Origin of the sequence: Parabacteroides chongii (genome assembly GCF_029581355.1) — a bacterium.
Lineage (GTDB): Bacteria > Bacteroidota > Bacteroidia > Bacteroidales > Tannerellaceae > Parabacteroides > Parabacteroides chongii.
The window spans coordinates 2,779,004-2,803,529 of the sequence record NZ_CP120849.1 but is presented as its reverse complement, the minus strand read 5'-3'; the positions used below and the strand labels follow the sequence as shown (position 1 = coordinate 2,803,529).

The window sequence follows — 24,526 nt, the reverse complement described above, 5'->3', positions numbered from 1 at the left end:
GATTTATCTTATTTTCAATTTTCAACTTTCAATTCTCAATTATATTCATTCTTCTCTGATTGCATCAATAGCTTTGATCTGCATGGCTCGCCAGGCGGGAATCAATCCAGCCATCAAGCCACTGATAAGTAACACGAATGTAGCGACAACTGCTGTTCCGATATGAATCTCCGGGTTACTGAAGAAAGTGCCGTTATTAGCCTCTTGCCCGCTGCTTGCCAGCATTCTGTTCACCACATCGAGCAGGAATACCCCGCAACTCAGCCCCATTAATCCGGCCAAAGCCGTAAGCAACAAGCTCTCGCTCATGATCTGGGATATGATATCGAACGGTTTGGCCCCGATAGCACGTCGTACACCGATCTCACGGGTTCGTTCCCGGACAGTCACCATCATAATATTACTAACTCCGATGATACCGGCCAACAGCGTTCCCATCCCTACCAGCCATACAAGAATATTGATTCCGGTAAAAAGCATATCGAATGTCTCGAACTGCTTGGCTATCGTAAAACTGCTAACAGCCTGCGGGTCGGTCGGTGAAATCTCGTTCTGCATTTTCAATACCGCCGTGATATCATCCACCATCTTCTGACAATTATATCCATCCTCTGCCGTCGCACACAGGAACCAGAATTTATCACCCTGGTTGGCCACCTGCTGCAAGGTTGTAAAAGGAGTCATAATACTCTCTTCCGTACGTCCGCCAATCTGTACGCGCGGTTTGGGTTTTACCACACCGACCACCTGATAATAAATACCGTTCACGCGGATATACTCGCCAATCGGATCTTCACCAGGAGAAAATAATACTTCGCGGACAATACTTCCGATCACACAGACTTTACGCCTTTCCAATACATCTATCTCATTCAGCAAACGGCCTTCCAGCACATGCTGCGTTTCAATCTGAAAATATTCTGAGTGCACGCCACGTACATTATATGTACCAGCCTTCTGTCCTCTCACCACATTATTCTGTCCGCCCCACGACATGGCCATCGGCGAAAGGTAGCGAACACCTTTCACACGCTGACGGATCGTTTCCAGGTCGCGGTTACGCATCTGCCAATAACGCCCTTTCTTATATCCTTTATACGCTTCACCGGTACGTTCGGAAAAGAAGAAAGCAGAGTTTGTTGCAAAACCGTCTACTCCCATCAATACTCCATTCTTAAACCCTGTACCGGAACCCAGCAGGATAACGAGCATCAGAATTCCCCAGAACACACCGAACCCGGTCAGAAAACTTCTGGTCTTGTTGCGGGTGATTGTCACCCATATCTCCACCCAACGGTCTATATCGAACATATCTTTCTGTTTTTATTCGTTTCTCATGGCCTCGATAGCCGTAATTTTCACTGCCTTACGTGCCGGGAAATAACCAGCCAACACACCCGCTGCGATAATCAAAAGGGTAGCAGACAAAGCGACACTCAGACTTACCGTCGGATTCAGGAATATACTCATATCATCATTCGAAGAGGCTTGTCCCATACTGTTACTCTCCATTACGGCATTAATAGCTTCCGTCAGTCCCACTCCGGTTATCATTCCAATGTAGCCGAACACTGCCGTTATCAAGATAGACTCCACGATGATCAGTTTCAGGATGGAGAACGGAGTAGCACCGATCGCTTTACGGATACCGAACTCACGGGTTCTTTCCCTTACGGTTATCAACATGATATTACTCACTCCCACGATGCCGGCAGCGAGTGTTCCGATACCGATAATCCAGATAAACAAGGTAATACCATTCAACATACCGTTAAACATGGCAAAATCTTCAATCGTACTCCACATACCGATCGCCCGCAAATCTTCCGGGTCAAAATAGTGTCGTTTACCCATCTGCTGACGGAAACGTTTCTCAAAGGCTTCATATTCTTCTTTGGTGCTGACACCATCCAGGGAGAAGATAATATTATCCAGGCCATAGCCCGAACGATACAGCTGCTGTGCAGTAGAAAAAGGAATATAGGCCGGTGCATTGTTATTATTATCCTCATCCGTATAGATTCCGATTACCTGATAAGCAATATCACTGGCATTTATATATTTACCTAACGGGTCTTCTCCCCTGAAAAGGACTTCTTTCATTCGCGGACTAATAACGATCACCTTTCTCTTTTGCAGGACATCCACTTCATTAATAAAACGTCCGTTGCCTACCGTCATCGTGATCTTGTCGATTATAGCCTTGTCCGGATGGACTCCCTGCAACGAATAAGTATTATATTCCTCTTTATATGAAAGTGTATCGCTTTGATAGAGAATACCCGATACCAGGTTTACTTCCGGATTCTGTTGTTTCAGTGCCACCAGATCGTCGTCTTTATACTTGATCCGTCGGTTCGTCTGCATTCCCTTATAAGGTTTACTGGCAAAGCGGGGCCATGTCTCCACACGGTTTCCCGCCCAACGGTCGAAGTTTTTCATGATGCCGTTTTTCATCCCGTTACCAGCTCCCAGCAGGACGATCAGCATAAAAATCCCCCATGCTACGGAAAAGCCGGTGAGGAATGTACGGAGCTTGTTCTTTTTGATCGTACTCCATATCTCGCGGAAATTATCAAAGTCGAACATATCCTTTTCCTCTTTCTATGTTTTCTATCAGACCATCCTTGACACGGATGATCTTTTCTGTTGCATCGGCTACGGATTGTTCGTGGGTAACGATCACCATAGTCATGCCTTCTTTATTCACATTGCGAAGCAGTTCCATTACCTCGACCGTAGTCTTACTGTCGAGTGCACCGGTCGGCTCGTCGGCCAGGATCACCTGTGGTTTGGCAATCAGGGCACGGGCAATGGCAACACGCTGCTTCTGTCCGCCGGACATTTCACTCGGCATATGTTCCGCCCAGTCTCTCAGACCGACCATATCCAGATACTCCATTGCCATAGCATTTCTTTTCTTGCGGTTCATTCCCTGATAATACAAAGGAAGAGCCACATTCTCCATCGCATTCTTAAAGGAAATCAGATTGAACGACTGGAAAATAAAGCCGATCATCTGATTACGAAGTTCAGCTGCACGCGTTTCGCTCAGATTCTGAATCAATTGTCCGTTCAAATGATAGGTACCCGTATCATAAGTATCTAATATTCCCAGTATGTTCAACAGTGTCGATTTTCCCGATCCGGAAGCTCCCATGATCGAGACCATCTCTCCCTTTTCTATCTCCAGGTCTATACCTTTCAAGACGTGCAGCGGGGCACCATTGAAATACGTTTTGTTAATTCCTTTCAGCTGAATCATCATATTTGTCATTACTTTTCATTATTAGACGTACACATTGCTAAAAATGTTACATGTTTAAGGAACTTTTTTATTCTCCGACGGAACAAATGTATATTTATATAAGATACCTTGTATCGCAAGGTACTAATAATTATATTATATTAACTATCTATTTATAATCCGGTAAACACATTCTATCACAAAACACCTACAAAATAAACGGATTTTTCTTATTTTCACTGCATCTACTTAATTTTTATTATATTTTAAAAACATCCCATCCAAATCAAGCATTGTTGCTGTTGATTTCATATTTTGTCCACAAAGTAATTGCCTTTCGATAGCTGTCGAAAGGCTTGTTCATTGCTATCAAAAGACCTTACCATAGCTATCGAAAGGCCTTCCCATAGCTATCGAAAGGCAAACTGTTTGAGATAAAAAATATAAATCATCCGATCCTTTTGTATATTTGTACCGCAGAAAGCAACTTAATCACAGGATATCATGTTTTATTTACATGAAAACAAAAGAAAACAGTATGAGGCTTACTTATATTTATCACAGCGGCTTTGCCATCGAAGCAGACGGATATGCCATCCTGATCGATTATTTTAAAGATTCGGGAGAAACTCCGGATACGGGATTCGTACACGACGAACTGCTTCATCGCACAGGTACATTATATATACTGTCCTCCCATTTCCATCCGGATCATTTCAATCCGGAGATATTGAAATGGAAAGAGATAAAACCGGATATCCAATATATTTTCTCTAAAGATATCCTGAAACGGCGACGTGCAAAAGCCGAAGACGCCACTTATCTGAAAAAGGGAGATGTTTTTGAAGATGAGCATGTCCGCATCCAGGCATTCGGCTCGACCGATGTCGGTATTTCTTTCCTGATCGAGGCTGAAGGCAAACAGCTGTTTCATGCCGGCGACCTCAACAACTGGCATTGGAAAGACGAATCCACCCCACAGGAAGTGGCAAAGGCAGAAGGCGATTACTTGCACGAACTGACAACATTAGCTCAAACAACGCAACATTTACATCTTGCCATGTTCCCCGTCGATCCGCGTATCGGCACAGACTTTATGCGGGGAGCCCGACAGTTTGTCGACCGGATCAAGACAGACGTTTTAGTCCCCATGCACTTTTGGGAACGTCCTGCCGAAGTGGTCGCTTTCGGCCCTTATGCAGAGTCGAAAGGATGTCGTTATATCTTGTTGTCCGTCCCCGGAGAAGGCACTGATTTTTAATTTATAAAGAAAACAATTATGGAAATTAAAAGTAGATTTGATCATTTCAACATCAATGTTCTCGACCTGGAAAGAAGCATCGCTTTCTACAAGAAAGCACTGGGGCTGAAAGAGCATCACCGCAAAGAAGCGAAAGACGGCTCCTTCATCCTTGTTTACCTGACAGACGATCAGACCGGTTTCCTACTGGAACTGACCTGGCTAAGAGACCGCAACGAACCATACGAACTGGGAGATAACGAAAGCCATCTCTGTTTCCGCGTGGCGGGTGATTATGATGAAGCCCGCAAATTCCACAAGGAAATGGACTGCGTATGTTACGAGAACACCGACATGGGCTTGTATTTCATCAACGACCCGGATGATTACTGGATCGAAATATTACCAGCCAAATAAAGCAGTAAATATCAAAACCAAAATTGTATCAGCTTTTTACCGGCAATACAATTTTGGTTAACCGGTCATCGTAAGATTCTTCCTTTTTACGGTAATAGAACTCATAGGCAGTACCTTCCGGTTCATACCCTTTCATCATCATCCAGGAAGTCATCTCGCCATACAAATAATCCATCTCGTCGTAATCGCCTCTGAACAGGCAATGAACCACTTTCGATGACGGAATAACCCGGGGCTGCACACCCTCATTCCCTTCCATCATACAAGATACGGGGAAACAAATCTCTACATCCAGGTCATGCAGATCCATGTTCATAAAATCGTAGTAAATGATAAAAGGCACATCGGTCATATATATGCCTGTTTTTCGTAAAATCCGCAACGCATCCTCGCGTTTCCTGGCAAACATCTCTTCTAATTCTTTGTAACCGACTTTTATGCGGGCTGATAAAACAGGTTGTTCCGCCCGGACCATAAGCCGTATGTCTGAAACCTGTGGCATAGTGTTATTCATTAAAGGGTTAAGAATTTACCAAATATAAAACAAATCCCGAAAAAACCACTATAGAAAGAGGAGAAAAAGCTGAAAATGACACATTTTGATCAGGTAACAAACTAAAGTTACATTTATTGCCAAAACTGAAAACTGAAACAATTCAGCATTTTTTTGAAGAAAATCATTGCAGCTAAACAGATTCCTCTTATATTTGCTTTCCAGAAACGCTCATTATTAATCATAAATATAAAATCATGGAGAAGCCTTATGTAGTAGGTATTGATATAGGCGGTACCAATACTGTTTTTGGAGTAGTAGACGCAAGAGGTACAATCTTGTACAGTGGATCAATCAAAACAGGTAAATATAACGACATAGATGATTATGTTGCCGAACTCGGACAAGGTTTGTTATTAGTGATCGACCAGGCCGGCGGTCCCGACAAAATCAAAGGTGTAGGTGTAGGAGCTCCCAATGGAAACTTCTTCAACGGCTGTATTGAATTTGCTCCGAACCTTCCATGGAAAGGAAAAATTCCTTTGGCTCAGTTGATCAGCGAACAGATCGGCGGTATTCCTGTAGCACTGACAAACGATGCGAACGCTGCAGCAATCGGTGAAATGACTTATGGTGCAGCGCGCGGTCTGAAAGATTTTATCGTGATCACACTGGGAACAGGCGTTGGTAGCGGTATTGTTATCGGTGGTAACCTGGTTTACGGACATGACGGATTTGCCGGTGAGTTGGGACACGTAATTATGCGTCGTAACAACGGTCGTCCTTGCGGTTGCGGTCGCCAGGGATGTCTGGAAACCTATGCATCTGCGACAGGTGTGGCTCGTACAGCACGCGAATATCTGGAAATCCGTAAAGACGACAGCTTGCTGCGTGAATTGGATCCGGATGAAATCACTTCAAAAGATGTATATGATGCAGCGATGAAGAATGATAAACTGGCTCAGGAAATCTTCGAATTTACAGGAAATATCCTGGGTGAAGCTTTTGCCGATGCTGTTGCATTCTCCAGTCCGGAAGCTATCATCTTGTTCGGCGGTCTGACTAAGGCGGGCGATCTGATCATGAATCCGATCAAACGTTCTATGGAAAAGAACATGCTGAAAGTGTATGAAGGTAAAACAAAACTTCTTTTCTCTCAATTGAAAGAAAGCGATGCAGCTGTATTAGGCGCAAGTGCTTTGGGTTGGGAAGTGAAAGAGTAATCGTATTTCACAGGGGATTTTCCCCGGATCAAGGGCGGCCTAAAGCCGCCCTTATTCATTTGTATACATTATATATTAGTCAATTCTATGAGTCATCCTTTACATCAGTTCGTTTATTGCCCCAAATGTGGTGCTAAAACTTTCGTCGAACGTAACGAGAAAGCTAAACAATGTACGACGTGCGGTTTCGTATACTATTTCAACCCGTCATCGGCTGTAGCCTGTTTTATTCGTAATGCGGCAGGTGAGATCTTATTGGTACGCCGTGCCAAAGACCCGGCGAAAGGGACGCTCGATTTACCGGGAGGATTTGTCGATATGCATGAATCGGCAGAAGAAGCAGCACATCGTGAGGTGAAAGAAGAGACAGGACTGGATATAACCGAATGCCGCTATCTGTTTTCTATTCCTAATTTGTATATGTATAGCGGTTTCGAAGTACATACGGTGGATATGTTTTTTGAATGTCTCGTGGATAATTTCAACGGTGCCCACGCAGAAGATGATGCTGCCGAAATCGTTATCCTGAAAAAAGGAGAGCTAAATGCAGATGATTTCGGTCTGATATCAATAAAGAAAGGGATCGAAATCTATAGAAAAAATAATAACTAATCGGTAAGTACCAATTTATGACAATCAGGAGCGGGATAAAAGTCCGCTCTTTTTTATTTTTAATACAGTCAGAAGTATTACTGGATAAAATAAATTAATAGATAGTAAAAATTGAAGAAAAATAAGGAGATTTGGTAGAAATATCGCCTAAGTTCTGAAAGAACTCAATACTTAATACTTGCCACAAATGTATATCTTTTTTATTTCACATTGTTATTTTTCGTCAATATTTATTTCATAAAAGACCATTTTTAACATTCTAGTCTAAAACAAAATAGATCGCCCTGGTGTTATCAAACAACAAATCTTAGACCATGATTTTATTCATATTGTATATTTAAAGTACAAAAACATCCATTTAATTCCAGAAATTCAACCAGAACTATCATTCACACAATATTTGTTAATCAAGTATTTCTAAGCGATTCTGAATAGAAGTAGCTTGTTTTTCTATATTCATTTTTTTTATCACTTAAAATAAGTAAACCATCTTTGACTATCAATAGCTTCAAGCCTTTTTAAAGCCTAAGTTCTTTCAGAACTAAGATCAAAGATCAATAAACGTCAAAATCTAAAGGACCTTTACTAACACTAGTATTATCATCAATAACATCATTTATTATGTTGAAACACTTCAAACAAGTCAGCTTACTCCTCGCCGCAGGAGCCATGGTACTGCCAGTCAGTGCATATGCTGATTTAGCGCCAGAGAAGCTAGAAACCGCGATTTCCCAACAAAACGGGAAAGTGACAGGTGTTGTAGAAGATGATTTCGGTCCTGTTGCCGGAGCATCAGTAGTGATCAAAGGAACCACAAACGGTAATATTACCGACATGGATGGTAACTTTAGCCTTGAAGGAGTTAAAAACGGAGACGTTATCCAGATTTCCTTTATCGGATACGCGACTCAGGAAATTACCTACACAGGCCAGGCTTCCTTGAACATCAAATTAGCCGAAGACAGCCAAAAACTCGATGAAGTAGTCGTAACAGCTTTGGGTATCAAAAAAGATGCCAAAAAATTGGGTTACGCTGTAAGTAACGTTTCTTCTGAAGAATTGACAAGAACCGGCGGTTCGAACCTCGCTTCAGGACTTTACGGTAAGGCAACCGGTGTACGTATCCAGGCTGCTCCAGGTGGTGGAACATCTGCTGTTTCTATTTCTGTCCGTGGCCTTTCTTCTATCACAGGTAATACACAGCCATTGATCATCATGGATGGTGTCCCCCTCCACAACGGTAACACCAACAACGACGGCTATTGGGGTAACCAACGCATCAATTCCAACGGTATGGTCGATATCAACCCCGAAGACATTGAGAACATCTCTATCTTGAAAGGTGCTGCCGCTTCTGCTCTGTACGGCTCGGAAGCTGCCAACGGTGTTGTGATGATCACAACCAAAAAGGCTAAAGCCGGTACAGGTACACGCGTAGACTTCAGTGCCAACGTAAGTTTCGATAAAGTAGCCTACATGCCTGAGATTCAGAAAGAATACGGTCCCGGTTACGATAACTCTGAATTAGGTAACAGCAGCCAGGAAGCTTTGACCGGTTTCCGCCAATTACGTGTCGACCGCAACGGTAACCCTATTACTACGACTAACCGCGAAACGTACTATTCATGGGGTGCTAAATACGATCCGAGTAAGATGGTAACCTATTTTGACGGTACACAGCGGGCATATGAACCGATCGATCACAACCAGTGGGCAGATATCTTCCGTACAGGTATCAACCAAACATATAACCTGTCATTGACCAATAGCAATGAACGCAACAATGTACGTTTCTCGTACACCTATACTGATGCGAAGGCCATGCAGCTTAACTCTAACAATCATAAGCACAATTTCAACCTGAACGGTACATTCGATGTTACTAATACAATCAAGTTGAACTATACGGCTACTTATCAGAACCAATATATCAAGAACCGCCCATATCGCATCAGCCGTTTGACTAACAATTTTAGCGGTATGTTCGGTGGTTTCACCGATGTCGCTTACATGCGTGACCATACAGTAACTAGTTTCGGGTATAAGAACAGTTATTCTGCCAACAACGGCGGAACAAGCGATACCTTAACACCGGACGAACAGTTCCTTTACTCACCGATGGGTTCTACAGCGCTGATTGACGAATACTTCTGGAACATCATGGGTAAGGAACAGTTAGAAGATCATCAACGTTTCATTGGTTCTATCAACCCAACCTGGGAGATTATCCCCGGATTGACATTGAGTGGACGTGTAGCTGCCGATCTGACAGTCGACAAGATTGAAAACAAAGAGTATTCAGATAACTCACATATTTTCTCTACCAACGGTCAATTTAGTGACAAATACGGATTGAAAAACAGTCAATACCAAATTGTTTATAGCGACGTTATGTTAATGTATGACAAAACATTCAACGAACTCCATAACATAACAGCTAACCTGGGTTGGACAGCACGCCAAGAATCCTACTATCTGTCAGATGTAAGCACCAATCAAGGCTTGACACCGGAAAACTGGTTTAACCTGAACGCCTCCGTTGGTACAAAGAATGCAAGCATGACCAAACAGGAGTTACTTAAAACAGGTGCTTTCCTGACAGCCAGCTACGGTTATAACGGATGGGGTTTTGTGGAAGGTTCTATCCGTCAGGAAAAGACATCTACCTTGAAAAAGGGCAACAACTCTTTCTGGTATCCTTCTGCCAGCGTCAGTGTGCTCTATACAGAGTTGCTGAAAGATCAAATGCCGACTTGGTGGAACTATGGAAAGGTACGTGCCTCTTACGGTATTGTAGGTAACGCCCCCGAACTCTATCTTGCTAACCTGGCTTTCAGTCAAGAATCTTTGATGAGATCATCCAACTATATTTATAATACCGTACCAACAAGTATTGGTAACGAAGATATCAAACCGGAAACCAAGTATGAATTTGAAATCGGTTTGGAAAACAAATTCTTCGGTAACCGCTTGGGGATGGAGTTCAACTTCTATAGCAATACTATCAAGGATCAGATTCTTGCAACAACCAGTGCTGCATCAATGGGTGCACAAAGTATGTTGATGAATGTCGGTGAGTTAAGCAACAAAGGTGTTGAATTAAGCGTATACGGCACTCCCTTTGAAAACAAGGATTGGAAGTGGGATTTGCGTGCAAATGTAGCATGGAACAAAAACACCGTAAAAAAACTGGCCGAAGGTCTGGATGTATTAACCCATACAAACATCGACGGTGGAGCCGCTATTCTTGAATCACACGTTGGCGAATCTATGGGTGACTGGTATACTTATACCTATAAAACCGACGAAAACGGTAACTATATTGTAGGTAGCAACGGTTTGTATATGACTGACACATCTGAACGTCACAAAGTTGGTAACGCTATGCCGAAAGTAACCGGAGGTTTCGGTACAAGTTTAAGCTACAAGAACTTCACATTAGACATGGCATTCGACTTTCGCTTCGGTGGTGATGTATTGAACACTCCCTGGCAGTATATGATGGCAGTTGGAAATATAACCGATGCAGTAGGTGTTCGTGACCATTCAACCGGAGGTCTTTTCTACTACAGCGATACAGAAAAGATGGAAAACAAAGGATCTATCCATGTACTCAATCCAAGTGAAGTAGGCAACTACAATCGAGGTGAAACAATGGTTAACGGCCACTATGTTTGGGACAATGGTTTAATACTTCCGGGCGTGAAAGAAGACGGAACACCGAACGATATCGTTGTGACTCAAATGGAAGCAAACAACAATATGTATGGTTGGGGAACAGGTCCCAGCATGAGTTATCAGGATGCTATCCAGAAAAACAGCTACATCAAATGTCGCGAAATCAGTCTAGGTTACACTTTACCGGCAGAATTGACTAGAAAGTTTGCCTGCAACAACCTGATGGTTTCCGGTTTCGTACGTAACCCGTTCTATGTATATCGCACAATGAAACTGTTCGACGCTGAAGCGACAGACGGAACAAACTGGATCTACCAGGCACAAATCGGCGGTTCTACTGCCAGTGCACGTACATTCGGTTTCTCAGTACGCGCAAGCTTCTAACTTACTATTTACTAAATCAGATTAAAAAGAAGAATTTATGAAAAAGATATTTTCATTGTTAATAGGAGGAATCGCACTGATATCGCTCGCTTCATCATGTGCCGATTCAGCGTATGATGACAAGTATGCTGATCCCTCCAAGACAGAAACAGTAGGCGTTCCTCAGGTATTTACCGGTCTAATGTTCAAAGGTAATACATGGATGAACCCGATTTACTATCGTCATTGGATACAATCTACCACATCCGGTCTTTTCTCCGGTATTATCGGTACCAACAATGCACGCGGCCGCTATATGGGTTCTGGAGAAGGTCGCTACGACGATCGTTGGAAAAACTTCTATGACATGGTAACCCAGCTGCGTTTGCTGGAATATACCTATGAAAATCTTCCCGAGGTTGAAAAACCATCGAACTTGGTATTCTATTATTTGGGTCGTACGTTGGTTGAATCACAGTTGCATGAAATGTTGTCGGTATTCGGTGATGTTCCCTACACCGGTGCCGGAACTCTTTGGAGAGACGGTGACTACAATGAGGCTAAAAAGAAGTGCGTTTACGACGACGATGTAGAACTATACAAGCAGATTCTTACCAACTTGAAAGAGGTAGGCGACTATTTCGACCACGGCAATGTGGATCAGAAAGGATTAAATGCATTAAGCCGCCAAGATTATACAATCGCAGCTGGTGATGCTACTATGTGGCAGAAATACGTAAACTCGCTCCGTCTGCGTATTGCCCTTCATTTGTCAACCTCCGGTGATTGCGTAGCGGAAGCTCATGCCGCCATTGCTGAAATCCTGAACAATCCGGGCAAGTATCCGCTGATTGACAACAATAAGGAAAATATGGGAGTGACACCCGACACCCAAAAAGATGACTTCAACTTTGGTAAGTCACTGTCGCAAGCACTTCGTTCAAGTGGCATGGCAGCTTGTTCACAAGCAGTTCTGGATGCTATGAATGTACCAGCAAACGGTCTACCCAATGACCAGACTGACCCACGTTTGGAAGTAATGTACGACTGTAACCCAGAGGGCGAATATATCGCTTACGATGTCATGATGACCGATGCAGAAATATCTAACTTGATAGATCAAAAGCATCAGGAATATGTACAGAAAGGCATGCCAGATGCCAACTATTTCTGTGAAATTGACTCTATCGCAGCTGCCGGCTGGAAAGAGTATCAGGGAAATGAAAACATATTCGGTTTATGGTTGAGCGCAGCAGAGGTTAGCCTCAGCAAGGCAGAAGCCTATTTGATGGGTTATGGTGTAGCAGCTGACGTCAACAAGGCGAAAACTCACTTCGTAGAAGGTGTGAAACTGTCTACTGAATATTACTGGGATATGAAGGAAACAAGTTCGCTTTATAAGCCAGGCAACGATAGCTACAGAGGATTCCGTCCATTGGTTAGACCGACAGATGATGAAATCACAGCATACGCTGAAAGTATCTGGAAACCGACACAGGAAGCTGTCTGCACTCAGTTATGGTTAAACTTCGGTTTCTTGAACAAGCTGGAAGCCTGGAATGTGACACGTCGTACCGGTTATCCTGTTGTTGGATTCGCAACAGACAACCAGGTGACCGCTTTCCCGACTCCTCCAAATCGCTTACCCTATCCAAGTGATGAGCTGACTTACAACAGTGACAACTGCCAGGCAGCGATCGCCAAGAACTACGAAGAGTCATCCGGTTATTACACCAACCTCTTCTGGGCTAAGAAAGATTATTACAAAATGGTTCGATAATCAATAATAAAGATATATCCACATAAATTATATAAAACATAATTGATGGTAAATGTGGAACCCGAAACCGCCCCGAAGTGATTCGCGGCGGTTTTATTATTATATAAACTATCAACGTTGTTCATCATACACCCCGAACTCCGCAATGGAAGCTTGTCCGTTGGTTCTGTCAATCTCTATTTTTACTTTATTACCCCAGAGACGGTCGAAACGATGTACTTTCACTTTATCAGACTTATCACTCGAACAAATTTCTTTCCAGACACCATCCGATTCATATAACAAACGATAACTCTTTATACTTCCCTGCAGGTCTGTGATCGTTATCATATTGAATGAATGACATTTGTCCAAATCGACTTCCAGCCAAGGCTTTGCCACCTGTTTATTGGATCGCCAACTTGTTGTAAAATCATCATCATTGGCAAAATCCATGATCCACATATCATCGCTCCAGCTGGAATTAGTCGGTTTATGCTTTGCTATATTCGTTGCTGTTATCGGAGCATCATACACCGGCAATCCAGGGACTGTCGCATTGTCTTTCCAAATAGCTCCTATCTGCTTCAAACCTTCTACAGCATTCGGATCAATCAATCCGTCCCGGTTAGGAGCCACATTCAGTATGAAATTGCAATAAGCCTGGTTGAACGGCTCCAGATTATCCTTTACAATCGCGGTCGGATCCTTCACCGGAGAAGTTGGAAACTCTTCTTTCCAGAACCAACTCTTATTGATGGGCAGACAGGACAGAGCCGGCAACTGATTGGATTCTTTTGAAATATGCTGTCCGGCATTCTGTTCGTATGATTTAATATCGGTATAGAACAAAGCATCTTTCGGATATTTGGCAGCATTCAGGTCCATGACCAAACAGTCAGGCTGAAGCCGTTTGATCAGTCGGTAAATTTCCTGGAAAGGTATATCTTCATACGAAATTCTTGACCAGGGAGCATCCCAACCGTCGATAATGATCGCAGTTATTTCACCATAGTTGGTCAGAAGCTCCGTCAACTGCGCCTTCACCATATCGATATGCTCCTTCGTAATAAAGCCGGGACGCAATTTATGATGCGTATCCAGTATGGAATAATAAAGCATCGTTTTAAGTCCCTGCTTCCGGAAAGCCTCCACATATTCTTTTACTACATCCCGCTTGAGCGGACTGTTCATAACATTATAACCGGTCGTTTTCGTATCCCATATACAAAAACCGCTGTGATGTTTGGTCGTCAGACAGCCATAACGCATCTTGGCCGCTTTAGCTGCTTCCGCCCACTGGTTACAATCCAGTTTCACCGGATTAAAGATAGCCGGACTGGCATCGGGATCAGCCCAGTCGTCACTCATAAAAGTCGGAATATTAAAGTGGATAAACATTCCGAATTTCAGATCGACAAATTGCTGCTGCAAAGTGCGCAGATCCGAAGTTCCATTTACCGATTGTGTTTTTCCCTGTACTGCCAGGCAACATAAAAAGGCAAAACACAAAAGAATTGATACATTTTTTCTCATAACTGTTCCTTATTAAAATATTTGCCGGTTCCTCCGAAAAGTCAACCGGCAAATATACCTTTTTTATTCTACTTAAATAATCGTTCTTTTAATAACCGTCATTCTGTTTCAGGTTCTTATTGTTCTTGATCTCGTTCGTCGGAATCGGGAACAGTAATTCCCGTGAACTCAATACAGGACCATACGTAAACTTATGCCCGACATAGTCATCAAACTTACCGGTTGCCAGGTTCAACACCTTGCGGGTACGTGCCATATCAAACCAAATCTTATTCTCGAAAGCCAGTTCATGGTAACGTTCTTTCCAGACTGCATAACGAAAATCTTCCTGCGATAATCCGCTCAAATCTTTCAGATTCGCACGTTGTCTGATCTGGTTGACACAAGCATAAGCAGTAGCCGAAGGACCTCCCTCCGCTTCATTCTGAGCTTCCGCATACATCAACAGAAGATCGGCATAACGAAGCAACGGATAATTAAGACTGCTCTTAGCCGTATTCAAATGAGCATCCATATCGAAGAACTTATAAATGTAATAACCGCCGAATTTCACAACTTCTTCACGGTTGGCATTCGAAGTGAATTGTGTATAATAAAACTCACCTTCTTCAGTACGCTTATCCCCATCTTCATACGTATTGATAAATTCATCCAGTGCATATACAGAACCCGTTTCCGTCGAATAATAAGAAACGTCCATATTGTAAGGCAAGAGCAAGCTCTGGAACGGATTCTCTACGATACCGGACTGATATTGTATCATGAACAGATGTTCCCCTTTATTCTCCATTTCAATATTATGCAGGTCGCTGTAAGAAGAAAAGAGTTTATAACTACCGTTATCGATCACCTCTTTTGCCTTGGATGCAGCCAGCGCATAGTATTCCTTTCCTTTTTCCATCGGATATCCTGCCATTGTCAGATAAACGCTTGCCAGCAAAGATTTCACTGTCGCTTTCGTCACACGTCCGGTTTCATCCGTCCAGCCCAGATCAGATTCTTCCGCCTGTTTCAGGTCCGAAAGGATCGAGTTATAAACCTCTTCCGTAGAAGCCTGTTGCGGATACAATTCGGGGGAAGAAGCATCCACCGGCACCAATACCAACGGAACAGAACCAAACAAACGTACCAGGTTGAAATAATTATAGGCACGAAGGAAATAGGCTTCGCCCAAACATTTACTTTTAGTCGATTTATCCATCTCGATTCCCGGTATGTAAGTGATTGCCAGGTTTGCATTGGCAATAGCACGGTATGCATAGTTCCACCAACTCTTACTGTACTCGTTGTCCGAATTATTCACGACCAAACGGATATTATTGATGTTGACGTTCTGGCTTACTTTCGTACCTGCCAGCCCTGTCAGGAAATCGGTCATGAAATACGGATTGCCACCATAGTCACCGTTTGCCGAATACCGCAGATCTGCATAGATAGAATTAACCACGCTGCGCGCATGCTCCGCTGTCTTAAAATAGTTTTGCTGAGTAAAGTTAGACGGATTCGATTCGTCCAAAAAGTCAGTACAACTACAACCGAGCACCAGTGATAATATCAATAAAGCATATTTTGTCTTCATATTTAATAATAGTATTAAGAGTTAAAAACTAACATTCAGACCAATCGTGAACGTACGCGGTTTCGGATAACCGAATACGGTGATACCTTGAGCAAACGTCTGTGTCGCATCCGACACTTCCGGGTCATAACCGTTATATTTAGTGATCAGGAAGAAATTCTGAACACTACCGTACACTCTCAGATACTTGATCGAGATCTTCTTTGTCAATTCAGACGGGAAAGTATACCCCAAAACCAGGTTCTTACCACGCAGGAACGAGCCGTCTTCCACGAAATGAGAGTCGATGTTCGTCGTATATCCTGCACCGGTCGGTCTGATCTGTGCGATCATCGTATTCTGGTTTTCCGGAGTCCATGCATTCAGAACAGTCTTATAACTGTTTGCTATACCGGTACGGTCTTCTGCCGAGTGTTTGGAAATATCCAGTACATCGTTACCGAACATATACTGCAGGTCGACAACCAGGTCGAAGTTTTTATAACGGAATGAGTTGGAGAATGTCCCGTAACCGTCAGGAATACCTTTACCGATGATCAGGCGATCCATATCATTGATCTGTCCGTCATTGTTACGGTCCCAAAGTTTCAGGTCACCCGGACGCAAGTTATATTTAGCTGCTTCTTCCGCTTCATCCGTACCCCAGGTTCCCAGACGTTTGTAGCCATAGAAAGAACCGACCGGTTCACCAACACGGATGATGTTATTGCTTGAAGACAAAATATCCGGTCCCGGATAAATATCATCGTCTCCCTCGCTTAACGCCAACACCTTGTTCTTGTTGAATGAGATATTGAACGTCGTTTCCCATGAGAAATTCTCATTGGTAATATTTACCGTATTGATAGAAAACTCAAAACCCTTATTGCTCATACTTCCGACATTCTTCGTAATCGATGTGAAACCGCTGGAAGCCGGTACCGGAGCACTCAGCAACATATCTGTCGTCTTTTTATAATATACATCCATTTCCAGGTTTACGCGGTTGTTGAACAGACCGATGTCCAATCCGGCATTCACCTGAGAAGTCTTTTCCCATTTCAGATCAGGATTAGCCAAAGAAGAAACACCGATACCGGATGCTTTCGAACTGCCGAAAACAGTCGTATAATTGCCCAAACTACCCTGTGAAGCATAAGCACCTGTTTCCGAGTTACCAGTCAAACCGTAGCTGACTCTCAACTTCAAATTAGAGATAGCAGTAGCCGGTTTCATAAAACTCTCTTCCGAGATACGCCACGCAGCACCTACAGAGGGGAAGAATGCATATCTGTTTGACTGACCGAATTTAGACGATCCGTCTAAACGAGCTGTCGCCGTCAATAAATATTTACTCTTATAGCCATAATTGACACGGGCAAAATAAGAATTCAAACCATATGCATTGGCACTCGATGCTGCCGTAGGAGAAGTTCCGATCCCCAGGTTGTTATACTGGAAGAAATCATCTTCGAAACCTGTTGCCGACGCTGTGGACGAAGAGTTATCCACATGCTGCCAGGATAAACCGACCATACCGGTAAATGAATGTACCCGGGCAAAATCTTTATGATAAGTCACGTAATTTTCAAACTGCCAGGAGTTATTCCGGTTATTATTTACAGAAGCACTGCCGTTCGGAGAAGAGATCCAGATCAACTGACGACCTCCATAATAATTCGATTTCTGATTGATGATATTGGCACCCAATACGGAACGGAACTCCAACCCCGGAAGAATAGTGATGTTCGCATATACATTACCCAGCATAGTCTGTGTTTCCAATGTATAGTTACGGTCTTTAGCCACCTGCACCGGACTGTTACCGCCTTCCATTCCCGGATAATCGTTGTTTCCGGCAAAAGTTCCGTCCTCATAACGGACAGGCAGGAAAGGCAATGCCTCCACGATCTGACGTCCTACCGTGATACCGCCATCCCCCATTGAGTCGGTCTGGCGTTCTTTCTGATAGGCATAGCTCAGGCTACCCCCTACTTTCAACCATTTGGTCAGCTCGCTGTCCATAAAGAAACGGGCAGAATAACGTTTCAGGTAAGATTCGATGATCAGACCGTCCTCTCCTCTGAATCCGACAGACAACCCGTAGCTGTCGCCACCTTTTGTATTGGACACGGATACTTGATGTGTCTGCGAAAAAGCATTGCGGATAGTTTCGTCCTGCCAGTCTGTATCGTACAACGGCTGGCCGTTAGAATCGAACAACCGCGAGTCTGTTCTTTTCAGTTTCGGATCTTTATAGTTTCCGTTCTGCCATCCTTCCGGATCGAACTTCTGAGCATTCGCATAGGCGAGATCCTCCAGTTGCAGGAACTCGGCAGCATTCAGTACATCCAGTTTTTTAGGAAGAACACCTATACCGAAGTCGGTATCGTAACGAATACTAGTACCCACACCTTCACCTTTCTTGGTTGTAACCAAAATAACACCATTCGCACCTCGGGCACCGTAGATGGCTGTTGCCGACGCATCTTTCAAGACTTCCACCGACTTGATATCGTTCGGATTCAGATAGTCGATCGGAGATGTTCCGTTGGTCAATGTGCTGACATTCAGAATCACACCGTCCACCACATAAAGAGGGTCGTTCGTTACGCTGATAGAAGAGTTACCACGGATACGAATGGAAGCACGTCCGCCCGGACGACCTGAGTTAGTCGAGATATTCACACCGGATACGCGTCCCGACAAAGCCTGTCCGAAAGAAGTAACTGTCCGTTGTGCCAACGCATCTTCTTTTACAGAACCGGAAGCACCAGTCAAGTCACTTTTCTTCATCGTACCGTAACCAACAATCACGACCTCTTCCAGATTCTGAGTGTCTTCATGCAAAGTGATCTTCAGGATCGATTTATTTTTTGTACTGACTTCCTGCGTCAAATAGCCGATATAGGATACTTCCAGTACGGCATTATCCGGCACTTCGAAAGAGAATTTACCATCTACATCCGTTATATTCCCGGTCGTCGTTCCTTTTACCAGCACATTGGCTCCGATAACCGGATCGCCGTTATCATCTACGACAACTCCGGAGATCTGACGTCTCGACTGTTGCTGTGTTTCCTGCTTATTTTCTTTGGAGGACAAAACGATATGATTACCCTGGATCATATACTCGATATTGGTATCGCGAAACAGCTCATCCAATACCTGGGCAACCTGTTTCTCCTTTACATTAACAGAAACTTTTCGATTCACATCTATCTGGTTGTTATATACAAACAGATACTCCGTCTGCTTCTCTATTTCAGAGAAAATTTTGTTTAACTGTGTGCTTGATTTACTTATGCTCACCCGCATATTTTGTGAATGGGAAGTAGAGGCAAACGAACAAAAGATACAGACCAATAACAAGAATGTAGTTATCCGCATAATTCTAAAGAGTTGTTTAAGGTTGGGACTTTTTAAGCAATAATGTCCCTGTAAAGTATTTTTTTTCATACATTTGTGTGTTTCAAAATAATACAATTTAATTAATTGTGATTGAGATTCCTGCCGGTTGATGCGTCACCATCAACCGGCTTTTTCGTTAACAAAAACTTTTTTTACTATATCATAGGCAATCAGATTTAAAAGGTTATTATTTCATTTAATTAATATACACCACATGATTTTCGCGGTCGCGTTGATAGGTAAAGTGGATATTTTTCTGCAGCAGACTTAGCGCATAATCAATACCATCTGTTTGCTTAAATTTCCCTGTGTACAAATACTTTGTCACTTTCTGGTTGTTCACAATTATCTTCAACCCATAGAATTTCTCAAAGTCTTCCATCACCAGCCTGAACGGTTCATCCTGGAAACAGATCAACCCTTCTTTCCAGCGGTATCTTTCGTAATTATCAATTTTCTGTGTCAACAGTTTACCATTCGAACGATACACCTTATTATTGGGTTTTAGTGAAATTGTTTCCGAAGGGTCATTATGCATGGATACCTTGACGCTTCCTTCCATCAGCACCGTTTCAAATTTATCCCGGCTGGAATAGGCATCCACATTGAATTTCGTACCCAAGACCTCCACACTGCATTCTTTTGTATTGACGATAAAAGGCCGTTTCTTATCTTTCGCCACTTCAAAGTAAGCTTCGCCATCCAGCTTGATCTTACGTTCATGTTTGTTGAACGAAACCGGATATTGTATAGTCGTCTGCGCATTCAGCCAAATGTTACTGCCGTCAGGCAACGTGATATTGACGCATTGGCCGGCAGGAACGGCTATAGTCTGCATAGCTACCGGCCCCTCGTCGTCCCGGTCCTGGGCAAAATACCCTAACCCGAAAGCGATGACGATCATTGCCGCTATCCGCAGGAACTTCACGAAACCTAAATGCAACCCATGTTGTTTTTTGTTTCCGGCAACCGATGTATTCTCCGGTTCGGCATTCAACAGTATCGCATTATACAATTTCCTTTCTTTCAGAAAAGCAGCTTTATTATCCGGAGATACTTCCATCCACCGCATAATGCACTCTTTTTCTTCCAGTGTAGCAGTTCCTGTAAAAAACTTATATAGTAATTCTTTCTCCATATTTCTATCTTCTGTATATATAGAAATCGGGAGAAGCAAGCGCCTAGTTTAAAAAAGTTAAAAATTTCAGATTGTAAAATAAAAAGGGAAGGATCGTATAATAGTCTTTCAAATTCACACGAAGGGCGGCCAGCGCTTTGGATATATGGTATTCTACGCCTTTCGAAGTCATATTCAATTCGTCGGCAATCTCTTTACGGGTTTTATTCTCAAAACGGCTCATCAGAAAAACACGCCGTGTCTGTTCAGGTAATTGCTGAAGGGTCCGGTTTACTATCTCTTTTATTTCTGTAGTGAAAAGCTCTGTGGGTTCGCAGACTTCCAAAGAGGATATTTGCAGATTCAGCTCCCATTCGGCAACCGTCCGGAGCCTTTGAGAGACATCTTCCTGCAATTGTTTTCTTTTCAGGTGATTCAGACATTTATGCTTGATCAAAGTCAGGATATAGGCCGGTACATTCGAATCAGGCTGCAGCATTTCCCGCATTTCCCAATAATCCATAAAAGCCTCCATCGTGAAATCTTCCGCTACGGAAAATTCCTGCACATAGGAATTTGCAAAGCTGATAAAACGGCCTTTATAACTTTCCAACAACCTGCTTAATTCTTTTATGTCTTCCGATCCACCCATCTTTTGCTGTATGAAGAGAGCGTAAATATAAGACATTTTTACACGAAATCATGACCGATACCCTCACTTTTTGTTTTGACACGTTTGTTTATGATTCCAAATATTAATTCTTTTTGTTAATAACTTACTTAGCATTTGTATGTTATTCTTTATATTTGCAACTTAGAATTAACAGAGACTGTTTAATATCTGTACATTAAAGCGAAGGAGTGATGAAAAGAATACTTATTCCACTGTGCCTGGTGGTAGGAAGTCATGTGGCTAGCGGGCAGCGGTCGTACCAGTTTGAGGCACCGGACCGTTTGTTCGTAGAAGGTAAAGAATTGTTTAGTTTAAAAAACTATCCGGGTTGTATCAATAAGCTGGAGGCTTATAAACAACACGCAAAAGACGCAGACCTGGTCCAGGAAGCTGACTATATGATCGTATACGCAGCTTATGAACAGGGACGTCCCAATGCCGACGAACTATTGAAAGATTATCTGGAGGATTATCCGGCTTCACGCCATAACGACGAAGTGAACTTCCTGATCGGTTCCGTTCATTTCGGACGCGGGGAATACCAGAAAGCTATTTTCTGGTTCAACGAATCGGATATAGACCTGCTCAGTCCGGAGCAACAGGAAGCCTATAGTTTCCGGCTGGCTTATTCACTCCTGCAGACGGGCGAGATGGATAAAGCACGTAACTACTTTGCCCGGATACAGCAAATCGGCACACAATATCGGGAAGCCGCTACTTACTATGTGGCTTATATCGACTATGCGACCGGTAAATACAACAATGCGCTGGTCGAATTCAGCCGCCTGAAAGAGATGCCGGATTACCGTGAACAGTCGCTATACTATATTACACAGATCTATTTTATACAGAACAAGTATGAAAAGGTAATAAGCGAAGGGGAAGAACTCCTCTCCTCTTATCCGAACAGCAAGAATAACAGCGAGGTTTATCGTATCCTGGGTAACTCGTATTATCATCTGGGCAATCAGGACAAGGCGATCAGCATGTTAAGCAAATACGTATCGTCTACCGACAGCCCGTTAAGAGGCGACCTGTATATTCTCGGTGTATGCTATTATAATAAAGGGAATTACAGCAGTGCTGTCAGCGCCTTGTCACAGACCGTACGCGAAAACGATGCACTGACACAGAATGCTTATCTGTATTTGGGACAGTCTTACCTGAAACTGAAAGACAAGAACAACGCCCGCATGGCTTTCGAAGCTGCGGCAACGGCATCTTTCGACAAACAGATCCAGGAAGTGGCGATGTTCAACTATGCGTTGCTGATCCATGAAACAGCCTTTACAGGATTTGGCGAATCGGTGACTATTTTCGAAGACTTCCTGAACGATTTCCCTAATTCACAATATGCCGATAAAGTGAACGACTACCTGGTGGAAGTCTATCTGACTACTAAAAACTATCAGGCAGCCCTCAACTCCATTAATAAGATCAATCGTCCGAGTACAAAGATACTGGAAGCGAAGCAGGACATCCTGTTCCAACTGGGAACGCAGGCATTCACCAATATGAAACTGGATGAAGCGGTCGACCTGTTCACACAGGCGATCAATCTGGGTTCTTATAATATGGAATCACGCAACGATGCTTATTTTTGGCGTGGAGAATCATACTACCGCAAAGGAGAGTATCAGCAGGCGATCTCTGATTACCGTACCTATCTGAACAATACCCGCCAGCGGAATACAGACATGTACGCACTGGCTCATTACAATCTGGGGTATTGCTACTTCAAACTGAAAGAATACGGGGAAGCAGAAAACCGTTTCCGCCAGTATATCAACCTTGAAAGCAGCCAGCAGGCTCCTGCCCTGGCGGATGCCTATAATCGTGTCGGTGACTGCCTGTACCAGAAACGTCAGTTCACACAGGCAGAAGAAAACTATAGCCGTGCCGCTCAACTGCAGCCCTCTGCCGGAGATTATTCGGTTTATCAGAAAGGCTTCCTGCTCGGTTTGCAGAAAGACTATCGGGGTAAGATCAGTGCGATGGACCGCCTGATCCGCGATTATCCGGAATCACAATATGTAGACGACGCTCTTTTCGAAAAAGGACGTTCTTATGTATTGCTTGAAAACAGTTCACAGGCAGCCCAGGCATTCGAAACACTGATTCAGCGTTTCCCGCAAAGCAGTCTCGCCCGTAAAGCCGGTATCCAGTTAGGTCTGTTGTACTTCAACGACAACCAACCGCAGAAAGCGGCTGAAGCCTATAAGAAAGTGATCAGTAACTATCCGGGTAGCGAAGAAGCCAGAGTAGCTCTTCAGGACCTGAAGTCTGTTTATATCGACCTGAACGATATCAATGCGTATGCCAACTATGTCAACTCACTGGGAGGTAACGTCCGCCTGGAAGTCGGCGAACAGGATTCACTGACATACATCGCTGCAGAAAAACTCTTCCTGCGCGGTAATAACGACGAAGCCCGTCGCAGTCTGGTCAACTATCTGCAGACATTCCCGGAAGGAGCTTTCAGTTCGAATGCGAACTATTATCTGGGAAGCATCGCCTTTGCCAAGAAGGAATATGATGAAGCCCTGCAGCGTTTCAAATCGGTTATCGACAGCGGCGATACGAAATTCCTGGAAGAGTCAGTGGCACGTACGGCAGAAATGCAATATCTCACCCAGGACTTCCCGGCAGCACTGGAAACCTTCAAGCGTTTACAGGTTATCGCAGAAAATCCGGAGAACAAACAGGCAGCCCGTCTGGGTATCATGCGTTGTGCCCTGCAGACCGGACAACAGGAAGAAGCACAGCTCGCAGCCAACGAATTACTGAAAGATCCGAAGCTGTCTCCTGAAGTAGAAGCCGAAGCCCGTTATATCCGTGCCAAAGCTTATATCGACCATAAACAGCCGGCGAAAGCGCTTGAAGACTTGAAAGTTCTTAGCAAAGACACCCGTACGGCTCACGGTGCAGAAGCCAAATATCTGTTGGCTCAATATTTCTATGACACTAAAGACGATAAGAATGCTGAAAAGATACTGGAAGATTTCGCTAAGAACGGAACTCCTCACCAGTACTGGCTGGCACGCGGATTCATCCTGTGGGCAGATATTTATATCCGCCAGGGAGATGACATTCAGGCACGCGCTTATCTGAACAACCTGCAGAACAATTACAAAGGTGACGATGAGATTGCCGGTATGATAGAGGACAGATTAGGTAAACTAAAGCAATAATTGAATAC

The 24,526-nt window shown here is 43.5% G+C and carries 16 protein-coding genes; 7 read left to right on the top strand and 9 right to left on the bottom strand.

All coding sequences use genetic code 11. The features are described 5' to 3' along the window. Window positions 1–45: 45 nt before the first annotated feature. Genes P3L47_RS10440 through P3L47_RS10430 form a run of 3 tightly spaced genes read right to left on the bottom strand, consistent with a single transcriptional unit; the run spans window position 46 to window position 3,265 of the window. Complete coding sequence (locus P3L47_RS10440) at window positions 46–1,311, bottom strand: ABC transporter permease (RefSeq protein WP_277783562.1); 1,266 nt, start codon at window positions 1,309–1,311, stop codon at window positions 46–48. A gap of 12 nt (window positions 1,312–1,323) precedes the next feature. After that, window positions 1,324–2,589: an ABC transporter permease gene (locus P3L47_RS10435; protein WP_122361001.1), complete on the bottom strand. Its 1,266-nt coding sequence runs from the start codon at window positions 2,587–2,589 to the stop codon at window positions 1,324–1,326. Next, window positions 2,576–3,265: an ABC transporter ATP-binding protein gene (locus P3L47_RS10430; protein ID WP_122361108.1), complete on the bottom strand. Its 690-nt coding sequence runs from the start codon at window positions 3,263–3,265 to the stop codon at window positions 2,576–2,578. Before P3L47_RS10430 ends, P3L47_RS10435 begins: the two co-directional genes overlap by 14 nt. Before the next feature lie 520 nt (window positions 3,266–3,785). Here P3L47_RS10430 and P3L47_RS10425 point away from each other — a divergent pair. Continuing rightward, on the top strand, window positions 3,786–4,508 hold the full coding sequence (locus tag P3L47_RS10425) for an MBL fold metallo-hydrolase (RefSeq protein ID WP_122361002.1): 723 nt from the start codon (window positions 3,786–3,788) through the stop codon (window positions 4,506–4,508). Window positions 4,509–4,526: 18 nt separating this feature from the next. Then, a complete protein-coding gene (locus tag P3L47_RS10420; protein WP_277783561.1) occupies window positions 4,527–4,904 on the top strand; it encodes a VOC family protein in 378 nt (125 codons plus the stop codon). Between the two features lie 28 nt (window positions 4,905–4,932). Here the strand turns inward: P3L47_RS10420 and P3L47_RS10415 are convergent, their stop codons facing one another. Then, on the bottom strand, window positions 4,933–5,406 hold the full coding sequence (locus P3L47_RS10415; protein WP_122361004.1) for a GyrI-like domain-containing protein: 474 nt from the start codon (window positions 5,404–5,406) through the stop codon (window positions 4,933–4,935). A gap of 248 nt (window positions 5,407–5,654) precedes the next feature. On the opposite strand from P3L47_RS10415, the gene P3L47_RS10410 reads away from it, so the two are divergent. From P3L47_RS10410 to P3L47_RS10395, 4 genes are all read left to right on the top strand, one after another. Continuing rightward, window positions 5,655–6,620, top strand: a complete 966-nt coding sequence (locus P3L47_RS10410) for an ROK family protein (protein ID WP_122361005.1) — start codon at window positions 5,655–5,657, stop codon at window positions 6,618–6,620. Window positions 6,621–6,707: 87 nt separating this feature from the next. Further along, window positions 6,708–7,232, top strand: coding sequence for an NUDIX domain-containing protein (locus P3L47_RS10405; RefSeq protein ID WP_277783560.1), 525 nt, complete (start codon window positions 6,708–6,710; stop codon window positions 7,230–7,232). Window positions 7,233–7,853: 621 nt separating this feature from the next. Further along, entirely contained in the window at window positions 7,854–11,294 is a 3,441-nt protein-coding gene (locus P3L47_RS10400) for a SusC/RagA family TonB-linked outer membrane protein (protein ID WP_277783559.1), read from the top strand. A 37-nt stretch (window positions 11,295–11,331) separates the two neighbouring features. Further along, a complete protein-coding gene (locus tag P3L47_RS10395) occupies window positions 11,332–13,053 on the top strand; it encodes a SusD/RagB family nutrient-binding outer membrane lipoprotein (RefSeq protein ID WP_277783558.1) in 1,722 nt (573 codons plus the stop codon). 111 nt (window positions 13,054–13,164) lie between these two features. On the opposite strand, the gene P3L47_RS10390 is transcribed toward P3L47_RS10395, so the two are convergent. From P3L47_RS10390 to P3L47_RS10370, 5 genes are all read right to left on the bottom strand, one after another. Next, window positions 13,165–14,568: an alpha-L-fucosidase gene (locus tag P3L47_RS10390; RefSeq protein ID WP_277783557.1), complete on the bottom strand. Its 1,404-nt coding sequence runs from the start codon at window positions 14,566–14,568 to the stop codon at window positions 13,165–13,167. Between the two features lie 88 nt (window positions 14,569–14,656). Beyond that, window positions 14,657–16,147, bottom strand: coding sequence for a RagB/SusD family nutrient uptake outer membrane protein (locus tag P3L47_RS10385; RefSeq protein ID WP_277783556.1), 1,491 nt, complete (start codon window positions 16,145–16,147; stop codon window positions 14,657–14,659). Window positions 16,148–16,168: 21 nt separating this feature from the next. Further along, entirely contained in the window at window positions 16,169–19,444 is a 3,276-nt protein-coding gene (locus P3L47_RS10380) for a TonB-dependent receptor (RefSeq protein WP_277783693.1), read from the bottom strand. 289 nt (window positions 19,445–19,733) lie between these two features. Beyond that, window positions 19,734–20,675: a FecR family protein gene (locus P3L47_RS10375; RefSeq protein ID WP_277783555.1), complete on the bottom strand. Its 942-nt coding sequence runs from the start codon at window positions 20,673–20,675 to the stop codon at window positions 19,734–19,736. A 43-nt stretch (window positions 20,676–20,718) separates the two neighbouring features. Further along, window positions 20,719–21,306, bottom strand: coding sequence for an RNA polymerase sigma-70 factor (locus tag P3L47_RS10370; protein ID WP_277783692.1), 588 nt, complete (start codon window positions 21,304–21,306; stop codon window positions 20,719–20,721). A gap of 212 nt (window positions 21,307–21,518) precedes the next feature. On the opposite strand from P3L47_RS10370, the gene P3L47_RS10365 reads away from it, so the two are divergent. After that, window positions 21,519–24,518 (top strand): tetratricopeptide repeat protein, encoded by a 3,000-nt coding sequence (locus P3L47_RS10365; protein ID WP_277783554.1) that lies wholly within the window; start codon window positions 21,519–21,521, stop codon window positions 24,516–24,518. The last annotated feature ends 8 nt before the right edge of the window (window positions 24,519–24,526 follow it).